Origin of the sequence: Bosea sp. PAMC 26642 (assembly GCF_001562255.1) — a bacterium.
GTDB lineage: Bacteria > Pseudomonadota > Alphaproteobacteria > Rhizobiales > Beijerinckiaceae > Allobosea.
Map to the genome: position 1 here is coordinate 2804102 of NZ_CP014301.1, position 20078 is coordinate 2824179.

20 protein-coding genes are annotated in these 20078 nt (G+C 65.2%); 13 read left to right on the forward strand and 7 right to left on the reverse strand.

Annotated elements, in window-relative coordinates:
* Positions 1-75 precede the first annotated feature (75 nt).
* Positions 76-567, forward strand: coding sequence for a hypothetical protein (locus AXW83_RS13545; protein WP_066614314.1), 492 nt, complete (start codon positions 76-78; stop codon positions 565-567).
* A 44-nt stretch (positions 568-611) separates the two neighbouring features.
* On the opposite strand, the gene fabI is transcribed toward AXW83_RS13545, so the two are convergent.
* The 4 genes from fabI to AXW83_RS13565 all read right to left on the reverse strand — a co-directional run bounded on the left by fabI (position 612) and on the right by AXW83_RS13565 (position 5264).
* Positions 612-1454: an enoyl-ACP reductase FabI gene (gene fabI, locus AXW83_RS13550; protein ID WP_066614316.1), complete on the reverse strand. Its 843-nt coding sequence runs from the start codon at positions 1452-1454 to the stop codon at positions 612-614.
* Positions 1455-1746: 292 nt separating this feature from the next.
* Positions 1747-3405 (reverse strand): PAS-domain containing protein, encoded by a 1659-nt coding sequence (locus tag AXW83_RS13555; RefSeq protein ID WP_082767118.1) that lies wholly within the window; start codon positions 3403-3405, stop codon positions 1747-1749.
* 331 nt (positions 3406-3736) lie between these two features.
* Positions 3737-4654 carry a DnaJ C-terminal domain-containing protein gene (locus AXW83_RS13560; RefSeq protein WP_066614318.1) on the reverse strand — a complete coding sequence of 306 codons (918 nt, stop codon included), beginning with the start codon at positions 4652-4654 and terminating at the stop codon, positions 3737-3739.
* A 145-nt stretch (positions 4655-4799) separates the two neighbouring features.
* The gene (locus AXW83_RS13565) at positions 4800-5264 is read right to left on the reverse strand and encodes an RT0821/Lpp0805 family surface protein (protein WP_066614319.1); all 465 of its coding nucleotides are present in this window, start codon (positions 5262-5264) and stop codon (positions 4800-4802) included.
* Between the two features lie 124 nt (positions 5265-5388).
* Here AXW83_RS13565 and pdxH point away from each other — a divergent pair, with 124 nt between their 5' ends.
* From pdxH to AXW83_RS13590, 5 genes are all read left to right on the forward strand, one after another.
* The gene (gene pdxH / locus AXW83_RS13570) at positions 5389-6003 is read left to right on the forward strand and encodes a pyridoxamine 5'-phosphate oxidase (RefSeq protein WP_066614320.1); all 615 of its coding nucleotides are present in this window, start codon (positions 5389-5391) and stop codon (positions 6001-6003) included.
* Between the two features lie 65 nt (positions 6004-6068).
* Complete coding sequence (locus tag AXW83_RS13575) at positions 6069-6791, forward strand: SDR family NAD(P)-dependent oxidoreductase (protein ID WP_082767499.1); 723 nt, start codon at positions 6069-6071, stop codon at positions 6789-6791.
* A 16-nt stretch (positions 6792-6807) separates the two neighbouring features.
* On the forward strand, positions 6808-7290 hold the full coding sequence (locus AXW83_RS13580; RefSeq protein ID WP_066614333.1) for an NUDIX hydrolase: 483 nt from the start codon (positions 6808-6810) through the stop codon (positions 7288-7290).
* The gene (locus AXW83_RS13585) at positions 7290-7739 is read left to right on the forward strand and encodes a TIGR02301 family protein (RefSeq protein WP_066614335.1); all 450 of its coding nucleotides are present in this window, start codon (positions 7290-7292) and stop codon (positions 7737-7739) included. Before AXW83_RS13580 ends, AXW83_RS13585 begins: the two co-directional genes overlap by 1 nt.
* A gap of 169 nt (positions 7740-7908) precedes the next feature.
* Positions 7909-8178, forward strand: coding sequence for a hypothetical protein (locus tag AXW83_RS13590; protein WP_066614337.1), 270 nt, complete (start codon positions 7909-7911; stop codon positions 8176-8178).
* A gap of 6 nt (positions 8179-8184) precedes the next feature.
* Here the strand turns inward: AXW83_RS13590 and AXW83_RS13595 are convergent, their stop codons facing one another.
* The gene (locus AXW83_RS13595; RefSeq protein ID WP_066614342.1) at positions 8185-9180 is read right to left on the reverse strand and encodes an NAD(P)H-dependent flavin oxidoreductase; all 996 of its coding nucleotides are present in this window, start codon (positions 9178-9180) and stop codon (positions 8185-8187) included.
* A gap of 106 nt (positions 9181-9286) precedes the next feature.
* Here AXW83_RS13595 and AXW83_RS13600 point away from each other — a divergent pair, with 106 nt between their 5' ends.
* Positions 9287-10168 carry a LysR family transcriptional regulator gene (locus AXW83_RS13600; protein ID WP_066614344.1) on the forward strand — a complete coding sequence of 294 codons (882 nt, stop codon included), beginning with the start codon at positions 9287-9289 and terminating at the stop codon, positions 10166-10168.
* 21 nt (positions 10169-10189) lie between these two features.
* Here the strand turns inward: AXW83_RS13600 and AXW83_RS13605 are convergent, their stop codons facing one another.
* Entirely contained in the window at positions 10190-11608 is a 1419-nt protein-coding gene (locus AXW83_RS13605; RefSeq protein WP_066614346.1) for a pyridoxal phosphate-dependent decarboxylase family protein, read from the reverse strand.
* A 257-nt stretch (positions 11609-11865) separates the two neighbouring features.
* On the opposite strand from AXW83_RS13605, the gene AXW83_RS13610 reads away from it, so the two are divergent.
* Positions 11866-13062: a pyridoxal-phosphate-dependent aminotransferase family protein gene (locus tag AXW83_RS13610; protein WP_066614348.1), complete on the forward strand. Its 1197-nt coding sequence runs from the start codon at positions 11866-11868 to the stop codon at positions 13060-13062.
* 1 nt (position 13063) lies between these two features.
* Here the strand turns inward: AXW83_RS13610 and AXW83_RS13615 are convergent, their stop codons facing one another.
* Positions 13064-14401 (reverse strand): dihydroorotase, encoded by a 1338-nt coding sequence (locus AXW83_RS13615; RefSeq protein WP_066614350.1) that lies wholly within the window; start codon positions 14399-14401, stop codon positions 13064-13066.
* Between the two features lie 276 nt (positions 14402-14677).
* Between AXW83_RS13615 and ygfZ the strand changes: the two genes are divergently transcribed.
* The 5 genes from ygfZ to AXW83_RS13640 all read left to right on the forward strand — a co-directional run bounded on the left by ygfZ (position 14678) and on the right by AXW83_RS13640 (position 19896).
* Complete coding sequence (ygfZ, locus tag AXW83_RS13620) at positions 14678-15562, forward strand: CAF17-like 4Fe-4S cluster assembly/insertion protein YgfZ (protein WP_066614352.1); 885 nt, start codon at positions 14678-14680, stop codon at positions 15560-15562.
* A complete protein-coding gene (locus AXW83_RS13625; protein ID WP_066614354.1) occupies positions 15559-16182 on the forward strand; it encodes a DNA-3-methyladenine glycosylase I in 624 nt (207 codons plus the stop codon). Before ygfZ ends, AXW83_RS13625 begins: the two co-directional genes overlap by 4 nt.
* A gap of 1 nt (position 16183) precedes the next feature.
* Positions 16184-16786, forward strand: a complete 603-nt coding sequence (locus tag AXW83_RS13630) for a YfbR-like 5'-deoxynucleotidase (RefSeq protein WP_066614356.1) — start codon at positions 16184-16186, stop codon at positions 16784-16786.
* Positions 16787-16924: 138 nt separating this feature from the next.
* Positions 16925-18535 carry a malate synthase A gene (gene aceB / locus AXW83_RS13635; RefSeq protein WP_066614358.1) on the forward strand — a complete coding sequence of 537 codons (1611 nt, stop codon included), beginning with the start codon at positions 16925-16927 and terminating at the stop codon, positions 18533-18535.
* A gap of 287 nt (positions 18536-18822) precedes the next feature.
* Positions 18823-19896 (forward strand): DUF4917 family protein, encoded by a 1074-nt coding sequence (locus AXW83_RS13640; protein WP_082767119.1) that lies wholly within the window; start codon positions 18823-18825, stop codon positions 19894-19896.
* Positions 19897-20078: the final 182 nt, after the last annotated feature.

Consider the following 20078-nt stretch of genomic DNA (forward strand, 5'->3'; position numbering starts at 1 on the left):
GCGCCGCTCCGCTCATGAGCGCAGGAAAAAGGCGCTGCAGGTGACAGACGGAGCCTGGCCCTAGAGAACCCGACCATGACAATCGCCCGCCCAGTCGCCACGGCCGTCGCCGCGCTTCTCATGATCGCGCCAGCCTTCGCCAAGAACTTCGCGGTTCCCACCAAGAACCCCGCCGTCACCATCACCGTACCCAACGACTGGAAGACCCAGGCGATCGGCTACGGCTACTCCGCCCGCCCGCAGGACGAGTCGGTCTTCTTTTCGGTTGAGTTCGCCGACGCCCGCAACATCGACAAGATGATGGCGACCAACGATGCCTGGATGAAGGAAAACAAGATCAAGAAGGTCGAGCCGATCAAGGCGGATGCGCCCCTGAACGGCATCCCGGCGACGGTCTTCCAGTATCGCACCACCGACGAGAACGGCCCGACCAAAGTCGATTTCATCCTGCTGCCGGCGGGCGAGAACCGCGTGATCATGCTGACGGTCTGGGGATCGGACGAAGAGCGCGAGGCCCACGGCAACGAACTCGACGCTATCTTCGGAAGCATCAAGTCGATCAACTGATCGCGGATGATGCCGACTTTGGATCGCTCTCCGAGCCGGTCGCTTCACTCGCCCTTGTCGAGCGTAATATCCGGCGCGGTCGGCACCTTCATGCCCACCACATGATAGCCGGCATCGACATGCAGGATCTCGCCGGTGATGCCGCGCGACATGTCGGAAACCAGGAACACGGCGGTTTCGCCGACCTCCTCGATCGTCACCGTACGACGCAGCGGCGAGTTGTATTCGTTCCAGCGCAGAATGTAGCGGAAATCGCCGATGCCCGAGGCCGCCAGCGTCTTGATCGGGCCGGCTGAGATCGCGTTGACGCGGATCTTCGAGGGACCGAGATCGGCCGCGAGATATTGAACGCTCGCCTCCAGCGCCGCCTTGGCAACGCCCATGACGTTGTAATGCGGCATCCACTTCTCGGCACCGTAATAGGTCAGCGTCAGCATCGCGCCGCCGTCACCCATCAGCTTCTCGGCGCGCTGGGTCACGGCGGTGAAGGAATAGCAGGAGATCAGCAGCGACTTGGTGAAGTTTGCCTCGCTGGTCTCGACATAGCGCCCGGTCAGCTCGTCCTTGTCGGAGAAGGCGATGCAGTGGACGACGAAGTCGAGCTTGCCCCAGAGCCTTTCGATCTCCGCGAACACCGCATCGATCGAGGCCGGGTCGGTGACGTCGCAATGACCCACGACATGGCCGCCGAGCTGCTGGGCCAGCGGCTCGACGCGCTTCTTCAGCGCATCGCCCTGATAGGTAAAGGCGAGTTCCGCGCCCGCATCGGCCGCGGCTTTGGCGATGCCCCAGGCGATCGAACGGTTGTTCGCGACGCCCATGACCAGGCCGCGCTTGCCCTTGAGGAGGTTGGCGGTCGGAACTGTGGCAGTATGGGCGTCAGGCATCGGAGACCTTCGAACTGGACGAAGCGGAGCGGTCTCTTAGAACATGACGCCGAAAAGAGGAAACCGGAATTGGCGGGGTCGTCCTGCTCCGTCAGGCGAGGGCATTGGTCGAGACCGGACCTGTCGCCGTGCCCAGCCTGTCACCGACTGGGCGACAACAAGACTCTGATATTCAGGGCGACCATGAGCCACGAACCCAAACAGCATTGGGTCCGCAAAGGGTCGTAGTGGCCCTTCGCCGCCGCCCGGCCCCGCCGTTGCCTTTATCAGCGCTATCGAGGGTGTCCTGCGCCTACTGCCGAGCCGCTTCCAATGTCCCGACCGCGAACGGTGCCGCTTTCTCGGCCGCGGACAGTGCAGCGGGGGCCAGATCCCGGATAACGCTGAGAAGACAATCGGCGTCGCCCCGGCCCGCCGACATGCGAAGGCGTCGCACGGCGACTTTCCGACTCCCGTTTTCCGGCGTTTCGATGAAGTATTCGTCCTCGGTTTCGGCGGTTACTTTTCCGATCAGCAATTCGTCGTCGTTCTCGATCCGGCTTGCCGCTGAGTCGCCCAGGACCTCCCTTGCCGTCTTGCCCAGGATAAGATCCCGTCTGACGCCAAGCAGCTTCTCCGCCGCCCTGTTCGCAAATATGTACTGACGGGTCTGGGGATCGCGCGCCAGAATGGCTTCGCCGATATTGTCCGATACCTGCACAAGAAAGCGCTCGGCACGCTCAAGCTGGCGATGAAGCCTGCCTTGTTCGGTGAAATCCTCGTGAACCGAAAGCCAGCCGCCGCCCGGAAGCGGGCGCTCCCGAATTTTGATGGTGCGACCGTCCGTCAGCCTCGCCTGATGGACAAGGGCGCGGCCAGCCGACATTCGGTCTGCCGCAACGGCTTCGTAGGCAAGTGCAGGAGCCGACAGCAGGCCCAGCCTGGCGTGGTGATCGAGCAAAATCTCGAACGATCCTCCGCCAGCCATGGCGGCCGGCAGCCCGTATATCTGCATGTAAACGTTGTTGACGGATATGCCGACCTTGGGATCGACCAGCAGAACGCCGTGCGGGAGATTCTCGCTGAGTTTCGCCAGTCGTGTGACGGCTATGGCTTCCCTTTGGGTCGCCAGTCCCTCCGCCCTGTTCGCCAGCTTCGCCGCCTTCTTCAGATCCGAGTTCCGGGAAATCAGATCCTGAAGCAGAACAACGATCCGGGCCAGGGTTCCGATCTCGTCTTTTCGCCTCAGATGGGGAAAATGCACGGTCACATCCTCCTCGGTCACGCGCGACGCCAGTCCTGCGAGCTCTGCGAACGGGCGAGCCCACTGGAGTAGCAGGTGTCGTGTCGCTGCGGCCGCCATGCCAATCCCTGCCAGTCCTGCCAGAAACATCGGCAGGGCGGCCTCGACAAGCGACCGGCCCATCCGCTCGACAGTGAAAACCTGTCTGGAGAGCTTCATGATCAATTCGTCGAGTTGGACCTGAATGTCGAACCGCTCCGCCTTCATTGCGGCTGTGATCGGCACGGGCAGACGAAGATTGCCGAGCGCACGCGTCGCGAGGTCGAGATGCTGGTCGGCAAGCTTGCCCAGGCGTTCCCGAAGCGCTCTATCCATGGTCGTTGAAGTGGACGATGGTTTCGACCAGGAACTGACCAGACCCTGTATATCTCGCGCCCTGTTTACGACCCTGGCAAGATGGCGTCCGACCACCTCAGCATCGGCAGCAGCAGCGGTTGCGGCGACAATATCCTCCCCGAAGGCGTGCAAGAGCCCCCTGGTTTGCTCAAGCTCGATTTTGCTACGAAAAGTATCTTGAAATTCAGCGGCCAACCCTGCCTGAATCCGCCAACAATACACGCCAGCACAAATAAAAATCAGAAACGCAGCGCAGATACCGATTAGAATAATCAATATACGTTGAGCGAGCACCGGGCCGGGAAAGTTTGGTCTTCCTTGAGCCTGCGACATAATCTGCTCCCTCGACCCAAATGCCTTTCATATTACAACACTGCACAATGCATAACTAACCCTTAAGGTGGTGCGGCGCGCGAACTTACTCGACCCCAGAGGGCATTCGAGACCTCTGGTCCCGTGCCGCCGCAGCAGCGATCGTGCCTGCGGCTTGACGGTCATCCGCAACCGGATCCGGCCATCGGGATCCCCACCAACATGCCGAGGTCGCCACGTACTCGACCCCCCGAAACCTGCCGCGTCCAAGGCCCGGGAAGTGCCAAGAGTGAGAGCTTGACCGGATCGGACGAGCTTCGGCTACGAGCCGTAAGCCGTCCCCGCATACTCCCTACCCCACCCGCGCCTTCATCAACGCCGTCAGCTCGGCATCGGCCGCCGGCATCTCGATATCGATCGCAACGAAGAGATCGCCCTGCTCGCCGGTTTCGCCCTTCAGCCCCTTGCCGCGCAGGCGGAACTGCTTGGTCGTGCCGGTCAGCGGCGGGATGTTCATCTCGACCGTGCCCGTCAGCGTCGGCACATGGATCGGCCCGCCGAGCACGGCCCGCGCCAGCGGCACCGACACGCGCGTACGCAGATCGTTGCCCTCGATGGCAAAGCGCGGATCCGCCTTGATCTTGACGGTCATCAGCACGTCGCCGACCTCGCCGCTCTGCGGATCGCTCTGGCCGAGCCCGCGCAGCCGCATCACCTTGCCGTCGCCGACGCCCTTGGGAATCGTGACCTCGACCTCGCGGCCGCCGGGCAGCTTGACCCGCCGGGTCGCGCCCGCCGTCGCGTCGGCCAGCGTCACTTCTAGCGTAAAGCTCTGGTCGGCCGGCTTGGAAGCCGCCGCACGCCCCCGGCCGGTGCGCTTCGCGGCTTCGCCGAACAGCGAGCCGAAGATTTCGGAGGGGTCGAACCCGGCCTCCTGGCCACCGCGGCCGAAGGGCGAGCCGCCTTGGCCGAAATGGTATTCGAAGCCTCCGCTCCGACCACCGCGACCGGCACCGGCGCCCATGCCCTCGAAGCCCTGGAATTTCGGCTTGCCGTCGGCGTCGATCTCGCCGCGGTCGAACTGCTTGCGCTTGGCGTCGTCGCCGAGAACCTCATAGGCGCTGTTCAGTTCGGAGAACCGGTCCTGCGCCTTCGGATCGTCCTGGTTGCGGTCGGGATGCAGATCCTTGGCGCGGCGGCGATACGCCTTCTTGATCTCGGCCTCGCTGGCCGCGCGCGTGACGCCGAGGACCTGATACGGATCGCGCATTCATCAACCCCATTCATTCGACATGGACGTGCAGCCGCCACGACGGGCGGCTGCCCACTTCAAGTCTGGATATCTGGGAATGGTGTGGCCCGAACGCAACATCCCGGCTCAACATCGTGAGAAGGCCGTGAGGATGAGGCGCAGCTCAGCTGACGCCCTTCCACGGCTGCGTATCCTTGACCGCCCATTCGCCACCCGACGGCCGGCAGGCCGTGCCCTGCAGCCGGACCGGCCTGGTCTGGGTCTGGACGCTGGCGATGAAGGCGCGGCAGATTTCGTCGGAGCGCAGGAACGGCCCGCCGACCGGTGTGAAGGCGCCCTTGATGCCGCTTTGCGGGTTGTCCCAGGAGACCGCCGCCCCGTTCCCCTGCGGATCGAGCGCCACGGCCATCGCGCCGTCGGCGCGACGCATGTCCTCCGGCCCGATCTCGGACGACAGCGACGCGAGCGCGCCGGCACGGGAAGGCCCGCTCACAGGCAATGTCGAGGCCGTCGTCTGCACGACCTCGTCATCGGCCTTGCTCGACAGACCCAGAATCGGAAAAGAGACCGAACAGCCGGCGCTCGCCAGGCCCAGCCCGCACAGCAGAGCGACACGCGACAGGCGCATGGGGACGCACCGTCGATGAAGGCTTTGGATCGGCTTTGCCGTTGACCTATATAGGATTGCCGTCACTCGCCCAACACCGCTCGCGCTCGCCCGACGCTCATCGAATTCATCGAGGATTAGACACGTGGAACGGTTAACGACCGGTGACTTCACCGAGGCCGACGAGCCCTTTGCGCTGTTTCAGGCATGGCTCGAGGAAGCGAAGCACTCCGAGCCCAACGACCCCAACGGCATGGCGCTTTCGACCGTCGATTCGGAGGGGCTGCCCAATGTCCGCATGGTGCTGCTGAAGGACTTCGATACCGAGGGCTTCGTCTTCTACACCAACACCAAGAGTCAGAAGGGCGAGGAACTGCTCGGCCAGGGCAAGGCGGCGGGCCTGTTCCATTGGAAGAGTCTGCGCCGTCAGGTCCGTATCCGCGGCCCGGTCTCGGTGGTCAGCGATGCCGAGGCCGACGCCTATTTCAGGTCGCGCCCGCGTGACAGCCGGATCGGAGCCTGGGCCTCGCAGCAGTCGCGGCCGCTGGAAAGCCGCTTCGCGCTGGAGAAGGCCGTCGCCATCCACGCCGCGAAGTTCGGGCTCGGCGAGATTCCGCGCCCGCCCCACTGGACCGGCTTCAGGATCGCGCCCGTCTATCTCGAATTCTGGCGCGACGGCGCGTTCCGTCTGCACGATCGCGTCGTGTTCCGTCGTCCCGCGCCCGGTGAACCGTGGACGCGGACGCGGCTTTATCCTTGAGGACCGCTCCGATGGCGATGCCGAAATTCGATTTCCCCAAGACCGAAGCCGGCAAGCGCCCGGTCATGCTGCTGACCGGGGCGAGCCGCGGCATCGGCCATGCCACCGTCATGCAGTTCGCCATGGCCGGCTGGCGCATCCTGTCCTGCTCCCGCCAGGCCTTCTCGGACAAATGCCCCTGGCCCTCGGGCGCCGACGACCATGTCCAGATCGACCTCGGCGACCCCGAGGACACGATGCGCGGCATCGCCGAGATCAAGAAGCGGCTGGCGGCCGAGGGCGGCAAGCTCAACGCGCTGGTCAATAATGCTGGCATCTCGCCCAAGGGCCCCAAGGGCGGACGGCTGGGAGCGGCGACGACCTCCTTCAACGACTGGCACAAGGTCTTCCAAGTCAATTTCTTTGCGCCGATCATGCTCGCGCGCGGCCTACTAGACGAACTGACACTCGCCAAGGGCGCTATCGTCAACGTCACCTCGATCGCGGGCTCCCGGGTCCACCCCTTTGCAGGGGCCGCCTACGCCACCTCCAAGGCTGCGCTCGCCAGCCTCACCCGCGAGATGGCCGCCGATTTCGGCCCGCTCGGCATCCGGGTGAACTCGATTTCTCCAGGAGAAATCGATACGGCCATCCTCTCGCCCGGCACCGAGAAGATCGTCGCGACCCTGCCGCTCGGGCGGCTGGGCAAGACCGACGAGGTCGCCAAGGCCATCTACTTCCTCTGCACCGACGCATCGAGCTACGTCACGGGCTCGGAGCTTCATATCAATGGCGGGCAGCACGTGTGAGCGGGAGCCTGCCGCGATGAACGAAACTGGCCGGGTCATCCGTTTTCCCGCTGCCGGCAAGGCACCCACGCGCCCCGTGCTGGCAGCGTCGATCGCCGTGTTCCGCGACGGCAAGGTGCTGCTCGCCACCCGCACCAAGCCGCCGGCCGATCGGCTCTGGTCGCTGCCGGGCGGCAAGGTCGAGGCCGGCGAGACGCTGGAACAGGCCGCCTTGCGCGAGCTTGAGGAAGAGGTCGGCGTAAAAGCCCGCATCGTCGGCTTCAACCGCCATGTCGAGATCTTCGGTCGGGACGCCGGTGATGCCGTCACGCATCATTTCGTCGTCGCCTCCTTTGTCGGCGAATGGCTTTCGGGCGAGCCGAGGCCTGGTCCCGAGGCCGGCGCCGTGATGTGGGCCGACCCGCTGAGCCTCGGCGGCCTGCCGACCACACGCGAACTCGGCGACGTGCTGCGCCGTGCCGCCGCGATCCTGTCCGGAACGGGGACGCCGGAGGCCTGATGGCGCGCGGCATCCTCCCGTCCAGGACGCGATGGCTCGCGACCCTGCTTGCGCTGTCGCTCGTGGCGCCGCTCGCCGCCGCCCAGGCGCAGACACAGCGTCCAGCAGCCCCGGCGCAGCCGCCCGCACCGCCGCCGGAGCCCCCGCCCCCGCCCTATGAGCCGCAACTGCTCAAGCTCGCCGAGATCATGGGCTCGCTGGCCTATCTGCGCACACTCTGCGCAGCGCCTGAGGCCGAGAACTGGCGCCAGCGCATGGCTGCGCTACTCGAAGCCGAGGGACGCACCCCGATGCGGCGCGACCGCCTGACCAGCGCCTACAACCGGGGCTTCCGGGCCTATGCCGCGACTCACCGCGCCTGCACCGATGGCAGTCAGGAGGCTTCGAGCCGTCTCGCAGCCGAGGGAGAACGCCTGGCCCGGACGCTCGCCGGACGCTATGGCGGCTGAGCACGGACAGCGCCCGCATTCTCCCCACCAAATTAACCTTTCTTAAAGGCGGCGCTGGCGCGGACCGTTCATGACATTTATGAATCGGTGGCCTTCGATCGCTGCGGAGCGCACCCGCGAGGGTGGGTTGCGTCGGCCCTATGCACCACGCCGCAGAGTCTTTGCCTTCATGTCCTTCCTCTCCGACGACCAGTTGCTCGACCCCAGCCTGTCGTACGACTACGGCGACGCGCGACGGGTCGCCTATGGCTATGTCGAGGACGCCTTCGCCGAAGCCCAGCAGGACGGGCTCGACAGCGATGCGCTTGCTCACGCCGCGCTCTTCGTCGCTTTCCGGACCCTCGTCGAGACCTATGGCGAGGAGGCGGCCGCCGTCTTCGCCGAAGCCTTGCCCGGCAAGCTGCGCGGCGGCGCCTTCAGCGCCGGCACCCGCCACTGAGAAGCGTCAGGCCCCGACCCTGACCGAACCGCCCTGACCGACGGCCAGCAGCGCCTCCGCCTTCTCGACCATCTCCCTCACGATCACGCCCGCCGGCGCGATGTCGTGTACCAGCGCTACGCTCTCGCCCGCGATGACGGCGGCGGTATCGAAATCTCCGGCTGCGCGGGCGGCCAGATAGCGCGGCATCTCGCTCGCGACGTTCTGCATCAACTCGACCTCGCGCCCGGTCCAGCGCCTGGAATGATCGTTGACGAGGCAGCGCCCGGTGAACGGAGCCGGCCAGACATTCTGCCGCGAGATGTCGAAGACCAGTCCCCGGACGGTGTCGTCGCCCGAGGCGGCCACGATCCGCTCCTTCGCCGCGCCATGGCCCGCCGCCTCCAGGCTGGCATAGAGGCGCGTGCCGACCACGACACCCTCCGCCCCCAGCATCAGTGCTGCCGCGAGCCCGCGCCCCTCGGCGACGCCGCCCGCCGCGACGACGACCGCCTTGTCGCCGACCGCATCGGCCACCGCCGGCACCAGCGCGAAGGTGCCGCGCGACGCGCCATGCCCTCCAGCTTCCGCACCCTGGGCCACGACGATGTCGGCCCCCTTCGCCACGGCATCGCGCGCCATCGCCACCGACTGTATCTGGCAGATCACCAGCGCGCCGGCCGCCTTGATCCTGCCGGCGAAAGGCTCCGGATCGCCGAAGGAGAGCCAGACCGCGTCGGGCTTCGCGTCGAGCGCGATGTCCAGCAGGTGCGGCTGCTTCGCCAGGCTCCAGGTGATGAAGCCAATGCCGAAGCGCAGACCTGATGAGGCCCGGCCCGCAACCAGCACCGGCAGTTCGGCCTCCAGCCACCCGGCATCGCCATAGCCACCGCCCAGGATTCCGAAGCCGCCGGCTTCCGAAACGGCCAAGGTCAGCCTCGCATCAGCGACGACGTCCATAGCCGCGAGCATCACGGGATGCGTCACGCCGAGCAGGCGGGTCAGGCGAGTCGTGATCGTCATGGCATGGCTCCTGGGGTATCGAGATCGCGCGCAGACTAGCGTCTTTCCTCATTCGCGAAAAATGATATATCGAGATAGGATCGATCCATAATAGAGAACGCCGGCAATGGACGTCACCGAGCTGACCACCTTCATGGCCGTCGCACGGAGTGGCGGCATCACCGCGGCCGCGCGTGAAATCCATACCGTTCAGTCCAACGTGACCATGCGCATCCGCACGCTCGAGGACGAGATCGGCCTGCCGCTGTTCGAGCGCCACAGCCGCGGCATGTCGATGACCGAGGCCGGCGAGCGTCTGCTGCCCTATGCCGAACGCGTGCTCTCCTTGCTCGCCGAGGCGAAAGTCGCCGCGCGCGACGATCTGGGAGCACGCGGCACCCTGCATCTCGGCGCGATGGAGACCACGGCCGCTGTCCGTCTGCCGCCGCTCCTGGCGGAATACCACAAGGCCTATCCGGAGGTGAAACTGAGCCTGCGCACAGGTCCCACGGCCGATCTTCTGCAGGCCGTGGCGAAGCGCGAGATCGACGGCGCCTTCGTCTCCGGCCCGATCGATCATGCCGACATAGTCGCGACGCCCGCCTTCGAGGAGCGGCTTGGGCTGGTCACGCCCGCTGCGATCGCCGATCTCGCCGGCCTGCGCGAGGGCGCGGCGGCCGGCCTGACCGTGCTCAGTTTCAAGACCGGCTGCTCCTATCGCCAGCGCCTCGAACAGGTCATGGCCCGGCTTGGCCTGCCGGCCTATGCCCGCCTCGAATTCGGCACGCTCGACGGCATCCTCGGCTGCGTCGCCGCGGGCGTCGGCATCACGCTCCTGCCCCGCGCCGTGGTCCTGCAGGCCGCCCAGCGCGACGGTTTGCGCTGGCATCCGATCGAAGACGGCGACGGCATCGTGCAAACCCTCTTCATCCGCCGCCGCGACGCTTACGAAAGCCATGCGGCCCGTCATTTCCTCGGATTGATAGCACCGCCCACGACAGCACTCTGAAAAACGTTCGGACGCTTCGGTTCAGCCCCCCTTGCAAGCGCGCCACGCGGCGATGATGGCATCGACCGTGCGGTCGGCGTCGTCGATGCCGGTCGGCCAGGAGATCACCGAGAGCCGCATCACCCAGCGGCCGCGCCAGCGCGCTCCACCGGCGAAGCACTCCGCGTCAGATTGGACGCGCGCGATCACGGCTTGCGTCAGGGCGTCGCCGCGCTCAGGCGTCTCGTCCGCGCCGAAGCGCACGATGATCTGGTTCAGCACGACATCGTTGAGGACAGCGATGCCGGGTTCGCCCCCCAGCCGCGCCGCCATGTGGCGCGCGAGCGCGCAATGCCGGGCGACCATCGCGGCGATGCCACTGCGGCCGAGATGGCGGATCATCGCCCAGGTCGCGAAGCCACGGGCCCGGCGCGACAGTTCCGGTACGAAATGCGACGGATCGCGCTCGCCGGCCGCGACCTCGGGCAGATAGCTCGCGCTCGCCGTCATGGCCCGGCGATGGGCGCGGCTGTCGCGCACGATCGCATAGCCGCAATCATAGGGCGTCTGGAGCCATTTATGCCCGTCGGTCGCCCAGGAATCGGCAAGGTCCGCCCCCGTCGCCAGCGCTGAAACCTCGGGACAGGCGCGCGCCCATAGTCCGAAGGCTCCGTCGATATGGACCCAGGCGCTCCTGGCATGTGCGATGCGGATGATCTCCGGAAACGGATCGAAGGCCCCGGTGTTGATCTGTCCTGCCTGAAGCAGGACGATGATCGGGCCGTCGCAACCAGCCATCGCCTCGGCGAAGGCCTCGACCTTCATGCGCCCGGCCTCGTCGGTCGCGACGCGGATCACGCGGTCATGACCCAGCCCGAGCAGTTGCAGCGCCGAGAACACCGTCGTGTGGGCGTCGTCTCCGATCAGGACATGGATCGGCGGCGCGCCGAACAGGCCGGCCGCCTCGACATCCCAGCCGGCACGGCGCAGCACCTCGCCGCGCGCGGCGCCGAGGCAGACGAAATTGGCGACCGTCGCACCCGTCACGAAGCCGACGGAGCAGTCATCCGGCAAGGCGAGGATATCGAGCAGCCAGGCGGCAGCGGCTGCCTCGGCCGCGGCGGCGGCCGGAGCGGCCTGGTGGTTGCCGCAGTTCTGGCCCCAGGCGCTGGTCAGCCAGTCGGCCGCGACGCCGACCGGATGCGACGCCCCGATGACCCAGCCGAAGAAGCGCGGGCCGGTCGTGGCGTGCAGGCCCGGCTCGGCCTTGCGCGCGAGTTCGTCGATCACCTGCTCCGCTTCGGCGCCCTGCTCGGGCGTCGGCCCCTCGAAGATCGCGGTCATCTCGCGGTAGTTCGCCAGGGGGCGCTGCGGGCTCCCGCCGATCGCTCGACGGAAGGAAGTGGCCCGACCGGCCACATCCTGAAACAGAGCGGCGGGATCAAACTCGATCTCGGACATCGGCCCCTCGCAAGTTCCAGACAGGCTGACGTTACGATATCGCGAGCGGATCGGCGAGCCGCTGATCATCCGCCACGACGCTTGCCGGAACCCGTCCTTGGCGAGGTTTCCGGGCGCGCCGGCCCGAGCCGGTAAAAAAGGCGTCCGCAAGTCGAGGCCGGCGTCTTTACGAATGCGCGCGTCCGGCCCATTCAGGCGCGCTGGCGTTCGGCCATGCCGCTTCACCCCCCCGGGCGAACCCGCAACAGGAGTCTTTCATGAGCGTCGCCAACGGTCGCGCCCTGCTGGCCATTCCCGGCCCGACCAATATTCCCGATCGCGTACTCCAGGCGATGATGCGGCCGGCCGAGGAACTCAACGATCCCGGCATGATCGCGCTGACCGACGGGCTCCTGGGCGATCTCAAGCGCGTCTTCCGGACGAAGGGCCAGACCTTCATCTACGCTGCCAACGGCCATGGCGGCTGGGAGGCGGCACTGACCAACGTGCTCTCGCGCGGCGACAAGGTCCTCGTGCTGGCCAGCGGCCGCTTCGCCATCGGCTGGGGCGAGATGGCCCGCTTCATGGGCGTCGATGTCGAGGTCATGACGGGTTCCTGGCGCGCTTCGGTCGATCCCGCCGCCGTCGCGGAGCGCCTGCGCCGCGACACCGGTCACGCCATCAAGGCCGTGCTGGTCGTGCAGATCGACACGGCGTCGGGCGTCGCCAACGACATCCCCGCCATCCGCAAGGCGATCGACGCCGCCGGGCATCCAGCCCTGTTCATGGTCGATGGCGTAGCATCCGTCGCCTGCATGCCCTTCGAGATGGATGACTGGGGCATCGACGTCGCCATGTCCGCGGCGCAGAAGGGGCTGATGACTCCGCCGGGCCTCGCTTTCGTGGCGGCCAACGACAAGGCGATGCGGGTTCACCAGAGCGCCGATCTAAAGACGCTCTACTGGGATTGGACGAGCCGGCTCGGCGAGATGCACTATCTCAAGCATTGCGGCACGCCGCCCGAGCACCTGCTGTTTGCCCTGCGCGCGGCGCTCGACATGATCTTCGAGGAAGGGCTGGAGGCGATCTGGCATCGCCACGCCTTGCTGGCGGGCGCGACCCACGCCGCCGTTTCGCGCTGGGCCGAGGGCGGCGCGCTGTCCTTCAACGTCGTCGAGCCGGCTCAGCGCGCAGTCTCGGTCACGCCGGTCCTCACCCATGGTGTCGAGGCGAGCGCGATCACGGATTATGTCCAAGCGGTCTGCGGCGTCACGCTCGGCGCCGCGATCGGCGACCTGACCGGAAAGGGCTTCCGCATCGCCCATATGGGTCACGTCAACGCGCCGATGGTGCTCGGCACGCTGGGCGCGCTCGAGATGGCCCTGCAGGCGCTCGACGTGTCCCATGGCGCAGGCGGAGTTGCAGCCGCGATCGCGCATCTGGGGCAGAACGCGTCGCCGGTCAGAGCCGTGTAGGTCAGCCCCGCGGCAGCGCTTCCAGGAAGCGCGCCGGCTCGCCTCGGGACGGCGTCGCCAGCTCGCCCTCCCACATCACTTTGGCGCCGCGCACATAGGTCCCGATCGGCCATCCCGTGACGCTGACCCCGTCATAGGGTGTCCAGCCGCATTTCGACGCACCCCAGGCGTTGGTGATCGTCTCGCGGCGCTTCAGGTCGACGATGGTCAGGTCGGCATCGTAGCCGGCCGCGATCCGGCCCTTGCCCTCAAGCCCGAAGATGCGCTGCGGGCCATGGCTGGAGAGATCGACGAAACGCTCCAGCGTCAGCCTGCCCGCATTCACATGGTCGAGCATGATCGGCACCAGCGTCTGCACGCCGGGCATACCGGAATGGCTTGCCGGATAGGCGTGGTGCTTCTCCTCATGCGTATGGGGCGCATGGTCCGAGCCGAGCACATCGACGATGCCCTGCTCGACCCCCCACCAGATGCGCTGGCGATGACCGTCGTCGCGGATCGGCGGGTTCATCTGGGCATAGGTTCCGAGCCGCTCATAGCAGTCGGGCGCGACCAGCGTCAGGTGGTTGGGCAGCACCTCGACGGTCGCGACATCCTTGTGATCCCTGAGGAACTCCATCTCGTCCCCGGTCGAGATGTGCAGGATATGCACCCGCGCGCCCGTCTCCCGCGCGATCCTGACCAGCCGCTTGGTGCAGGTCAGCGCTACCTCGGGCGAGCGCCAGACCGGATGGCTCGACGGATCGCCTTCGACCCGCAGGCCCATGCGCTCGCGCAGCATGCCCTCGTCCTCGGAGTGGAAGGCGGCGCGCCGGCGCGTCCGCTTCAGGATCTCCGCCACCCCGGCATCGTCCTCCACCAGCAGGTCGCCGGTAGACGAGCCCATGAACACCTTGATGCCGGCCGCGCCCGGCAACCGCTCCAGCTCCGGCACATCACGGACGTTCTCATGCGTGCCGCCGACCCAGAAGGCGAAATCGCAATGCATCCGGTGCCGCCCGCGCCGGATCTTGTCGGCGAGCGCGTCGGGCGTCGTCGTCTGCGGGATGGTGTTGGGCATCTCGAAGACGGTGGTGACGCCGCCCATCACGGCCGCGCGCGAACCGCTCTCCAGATCCTCCTTATGGTCGAGCCCCGGCTCGCGGAAATGCACCTGGCTGTCGATCACGCCGGGCAGGATATGCAGGCCGGTGCAATCGACCGTCTCGCCCGCCGATGCACGCGACAGATCGCCGAGCACAACGATCTTGCCCTTGCTGATGCCGAGGTCGCGCTGAACGCGCCCGTCATGGTTCACCACCGTGCCGCCCTTGAGGATCACGTCATAGGTCTGCGGCATGGCGGGTCTCCTGAAGCTGGCGATTTCGCTCCTGAACCACGTCGTCATCCCGGACAAGCGGCGAAGCCGCGCTGATCCGGGATCCATCGTAAGGCACTGTCGCGCTGTATGATGGATCCCGGATCTCCGCTTCGCTGCGTCCGGGATGACGGCGTGGTTCACGAGGCAGATGAGAAGGGAGTTAGCGGAAAGATCGCGCGCAGGCGAGTTGAGAAGACGGCTCGAGCCGCCTACCTATCGGGTCGGCCTCAGAATCCGGTGTGGAGCCAGAACCCAATGCCCCCAGTCCAACTGGTCGATCGCGGGGTCGTCCGCGTCAGCGGCGCCGACGCACGCGAGTTCCTGCAAGGCGTCATCACCTGCGACATCGATACGATCACGCCCGAACGCGCCGGCTATGGCGCGCTCCTGACACCACAGGGCAAGATCATCTGCGATTTCCTGATCGTCGCGGTCGCCGAAGACGAGGGCGGCGGCTTCCTGCTCGATACTCCATTGCTGCTGGTTCCCGACCTGATGAAGCGCCTGAAGCTCTACAAGCTGCGTGCAAAGGTGGCGCTCGACGATCTCAGCGAAGCGAGCGCCGTCATCGCCGCCGATGATGGCGGCTTGCTGCCGTCCGAGAGCGGGCTCGTCTACACCGATCCGCGCCTGCCGGCGCTGGGCCAGCGCGCCATCACCGACCGCGCCGGCATTGCGGCCATCGCCGGCGATGACGCCTCCAGCTATCACGCCCGCCGCATTGCCCTCGGCGTACCCGATGGCGGCAAGGACTTCGTCTATGGCGACGCCTTTCCACACGAGGCGCTGCTCGACCAGCTCAACGGCGTCTCGTTCAAGAAGGGCTGCTATGTCGGCCAGGAGGTCGTCTCGCGCATGCAGCATCGCGGCACCGCCCGCACCCGCATCGTCCCGGTGATCTTTTCGGACGGCGTCGTCCCCGAGGACGGCGTCGAGGCGACGGCGGGCACGAAAACGCTCGGCCGCATCGGCTCCTGCGCCGATGGACGCGGGCTGGCCATGCTGCGGCTGGACCGCGTCGCGGACGCGCTGGCGGAAGGGCTGCCGTTGCTGGGTGGCGGCGTCGCCTTCGCGCTGGAAAAACCGGCCTTCGCCCGCTTCCTCTTCCCCGGCGAAGCAGGGTTCGGGGCCGCCGCATGACCGGCCGCGCCGCCATCGAAGGCCCCGACGGGAAGTTCCGCTGCGTCTGGCCGGGCACGGACCCGCTCTATCTCGCCTATCACGACACCGAATGGGGCGTGCCCGAATATGATTCGCGCGCGCTCTTCGAGAAGCTGATCCTCGACGGCTTCCAGGCCGGCCTGTCCTGGATCACCATCCTGAGAAAGCGGGACGCCTTCCGCGCCGGTTTCGCGCAGTTCGAGCCCGAGGCGATCGCCCGCTTCACCGAGGCCGATGTCCAGAGGCTGCTCGGCGACGCCGGCATCATCCGCCATCGCGGCAAGATCGAGGGCGCGATCAGGAGCGCACGCGCCTATCTCGCCATCAGCGAGCGCGAGCCCTTCGCCGACTTCCTCTGGAAGCATCTCGACGGCCGGGTGATGCAGAACGCCTTTCGCACCCACGAGGAAGTACCGACGAAGACGAAGATTTCCGAGGCCATGGGCAAGGAGCTAAAAGCCGCCGGCTTCACCTTCTGCGGCCCGACCATCGTCTACGCCTTCATGGAAGCCTGCGGCCTGGTCAACGACCACCTCACCGGCTGCTTCCGCTGGCAGGAATGCGCCCAGTTCGCACGCGATACGCGGCCTGCTGCCTGACATGGCCCGCACCCCTGAACCGCCCCGCGCCTGGCAACGGATGCTCTCAGGGCGAAGACTCGATCTGCTCGACCCCTCTCCGCTCGACATCGAGATCGCCGACATCGCCCATGGTCTCGCCCGCGTCGCGCGCTGGAACGGCCAGACCCATGGCGCCCACTCGTTCTCGGTTTCCCAGCATTCGCTACTGGTCGAGGCGATCGCCGCCCATCTCAACCCGGACTGGAGCGACGCCTGGCGGCTGATGGCGCTGCTGCACGATGCCCCGGAATACGTCATCGGCGACATGATCTCGCCTTTCAAGGTGGTGATGGGCGACGCCTACAAGAGCGTCGAACTGCGCCTGCTGGCCGCGATACACCTCCGCTTCGGCCTGCCCGCGACGACGCCGGCCATCCTCAGGCGCAAGACAAAGGACGCCGACAAGATCGCCGCCTTCCTGGAGGCTACCGAACTCGCCGGCTTCGGCCGCGAGGAAGCCCTGCGCTATTTCGGCCGTCCCCAGCCCCTGCCCCGCGCGGTGACCGCCTGGCTCGAACCGCTCTCGACGGAAGCAGCGCAAGCCCGATTCATCGAGAGGTTCGCCGAACTCGGAGGGCGATAGACAGCCAGCCGCCGCCGGCTGACCGATTGTTTCCAATTTGGAACAGGTTCTCCCTCATTCCATGCGCTTCCGAAGCCAATCAGCTTGCGCCATAGTCTCGGGCAGCAAAGCAGCACGCCAATCACCGGGAGCACGCGCATGTCGGCCGTCGAGACCACCACCAGCCCCCTGCCCAAGGGCGTCGTCATCACCGGCGCGCTCGGCCCTCGCTTCGACGAGATCCTCACCCCTGACGCGCTGGCCTTCGTCGCCGACCTCCACCGCCGCTTCAACGAGACCCGCAAGCGCCTGCTGGCGCTCCGTATCGAGCGCCAGAAGCGCTTCGATGCCGGCGAGACCCCGGACTTCCTGGCCGAGACCCGCCACATCCGCGAAGGCGACTGGAAGGTCGCCCCGATCCCGGCCGACCTGCAGGACCGCCGCGTCGAGATCACCGGCCCCGTCGACCGCAAGATGATCGTCAACGCGCTGAACTGCGGCGCTAAAGTCTTCATGGCCGATTTCGAGGACGCCTCCTCGCCGGTCTGGGCCAACATGATCGAGGGCCAGCTCAACCTCAGGGACCGCTGGGCCAACGCCATCGACTTCACCGACAAGACCACCGGCAAGGCCTACAAGCTTAAGCCCCAGCCCGCCGTTCTGATCATCCGCCCGCGCGGCTGGCATCTGCCCGAGCGCCATATCGAGATCGACGGCGAGACGGCTTCAGGCTCCCTGGTCGATTTCGGCCTCTATGTCTTCCACAACGCCAAGGCCGCGTTGGCGGCAGGCTCGGGTCCCTATTTCTACCTGCCCAAGCTCGAAAGCCATCTCGAAGCCCGCCTCTGGAACGACGTCTTCGTCGCCGCCCAGAACGCGCTCGGCCTCAAGCTCGGCACGATCAAGGCGACAGTCTTGATCGAGACCCTGCCCGCCGCCTTCGAGATGGACGAGATCCTGTTCGAGCTGAAGGACCACATGGCCGGGTTGAATTGCGGCCGCTGGGACTACATCTTCTCCTTCATCAAGAAGCTCGCCCGCAACCCGGCCTATGTCCTGCCCGACCGCTCGCAGGTCGTCATGACCAAGGCTTTCCTGAACGCCTATTCGCTGCTGCTGATCAAGACCTGCCACCGCCGCGGCGCCTTCGCCATGGGCGGCATGGCAGCCCAGATCCCGGTCAAGAACAACCCGGAAGCCAATGCCGCCGCCTTCGCCAAGGTCAAGGCCGACAAGGAGCGCGAGGCCGGCAACGGCCATGACGGCACCTGGGTCGCCCATCCCGACCTCGTCCCCGTCGCCATGGAGGTCTTCGACCGGCTGATGCCGCAGCCAAACCAGCTCGACAAGCTGCGCGAGAACGTGAATGTCGGCACCAAGGACCTGCTGGAGGTCCACGAGGGCACGCGCTCGGAAGAGGGTTTTCGCGAGAACATCCGCGTCGGCGTGCAGTATCTCGAAGCCTGGCTGCGCGGCCGCGGCGCGGTGCCGATCTACAACATGATGGAAGACGCCGCGACCGCCGAGATCAGCCGCGCCCAGATCTGGCAGTTCGTCAGCTACGGCGTCGAGGTCGATGGCGGCACCAAGGTCACCCCCGACCTGTTCAAGCGCTGCCTCGCCGAGGAGATGGAGCGGGTGAAAGGCGAGGTCGGCGCAGAAGCCTACGCCAAGGGCCGCTTCCCGGAAGCGATCGAGCTGTTCTCGAAGCTGTCGCTGGCACCGGAGTTCGCGGAGTTCTTGACCGTGCCGGCTTATGGGAAGTTGTGAGGGGTTGAGGATTTGAGGGTGTGAGGGCGCTGCCAAAGAGGTGGCGCCCTTTTTTATAATGTTACCGGCGGCAAATTACTTTCATCGAGGCCAAGCTCTATCTGTTTTGGGCGAAGAACCTTCACTGGCTTGGCCTCGACATCCGACCGGGCTCGTCTCCGGCCTCACGCAGATGCCGGTTGGTCTCACTCGTGTTATTTCTGTTGTTAAACGAGACACTCATAGGTTGACCTGAATCCCGATTTGGGCTCCGGTGTTTTTATTATGGCGGTCAACGAGGCATTATCGTGGTCGATGTCATTAGTTTCCAGCAGGCCCTAGCCGATTCTATGCAGTTCACTAGGCGCCATCTACTTTTGGGAAACGGTTTTAGTATCGCTTGTTGTCCCGATATATTTCATTATGGATCTCTGTTCAAAGCTGCCAATCTCTCCAAACACCCGGAACTCGCTGAGGTTTTCAAGGTTCTCGGAACGCAAGATTTCGAACTTGCTATTAAAAATCTTGAATCCGGCGCTTTGCTGGCAGGCATATACACGCCAGGACACATCGACGCTCCATCAAGAATGCGATCGGATGCCCATGCTCTAAAAGAAATACTCTTAACAACGATCGCAGGCCACCACCCTAACATACCAGCCGAAATCCCAGATATTAAATTCTGGTCGTGTCGTCGGTTTCTTGACCTTTTCCTCGGGCGGCCAAACGAAGGTCAGATTTTCACCCTGAATTACGATCTCTTGTTGTATTGGACTTTGATGCACGAAGACGACCCATTCGGCACTCCCGTCAACATGTCGACAAACGACGGATTCGGGAACGACGAAGATGACCCAGAGGCTGATTATGTAGTGTGGCAGGGCGAGGTCAACGCGCACAGCGCAAGGATACATTTTTTGCATGGCGCCCTGCACTTGTTCGATGCCGGGAACGAACTTCAGAAATTTACTTGGATAAGAACAAATGATCGACTTATTGATCAAGCCCGAAAGGCGATGAACGCCAACAAATTTCCGCTTTTTGTTTCAGAAGGATCGAGCGCTCAGAAGAAAAATAAAATACGCCACAATGCATATTTGTACCAAGGATTTAAGCAATTCACAGCCAACGCACAACAGGGGCGGCACTGCTTCTTTATTCTAGGCCATTCACTCGCCGACAACGACGATCATATCTTACGAAGATTGGGGTCCGGGCGCTGCAAAAAGATATACATTAGCCTGTTTGGCGACGTTAAAACTGATTCAAATAAGGCTATCATCCAGAAGGCAAAGTCCTTGGCGGCTATGCGCCATGAGCGGTCTCCGCTGGATATCGCATTCTTTGATGCGTCCACAGCCAACCCTTGGCAGTATGCATAGAGCTCAAACCTGAGCAACTTGGGTTAGCAGCCAACATAGTCGTTCTAAGCAAAGGTGCGGGGAACCCCTCTCCTGTAAGGAGAGGGGCAGGGGAGAGGTGTCGGCCCCTGGACCAGTGGGGCACAAACCTCACCGCTACCAAACCGAGCTTCACGCAGAAAACGTCCGACACCTCACCCTGC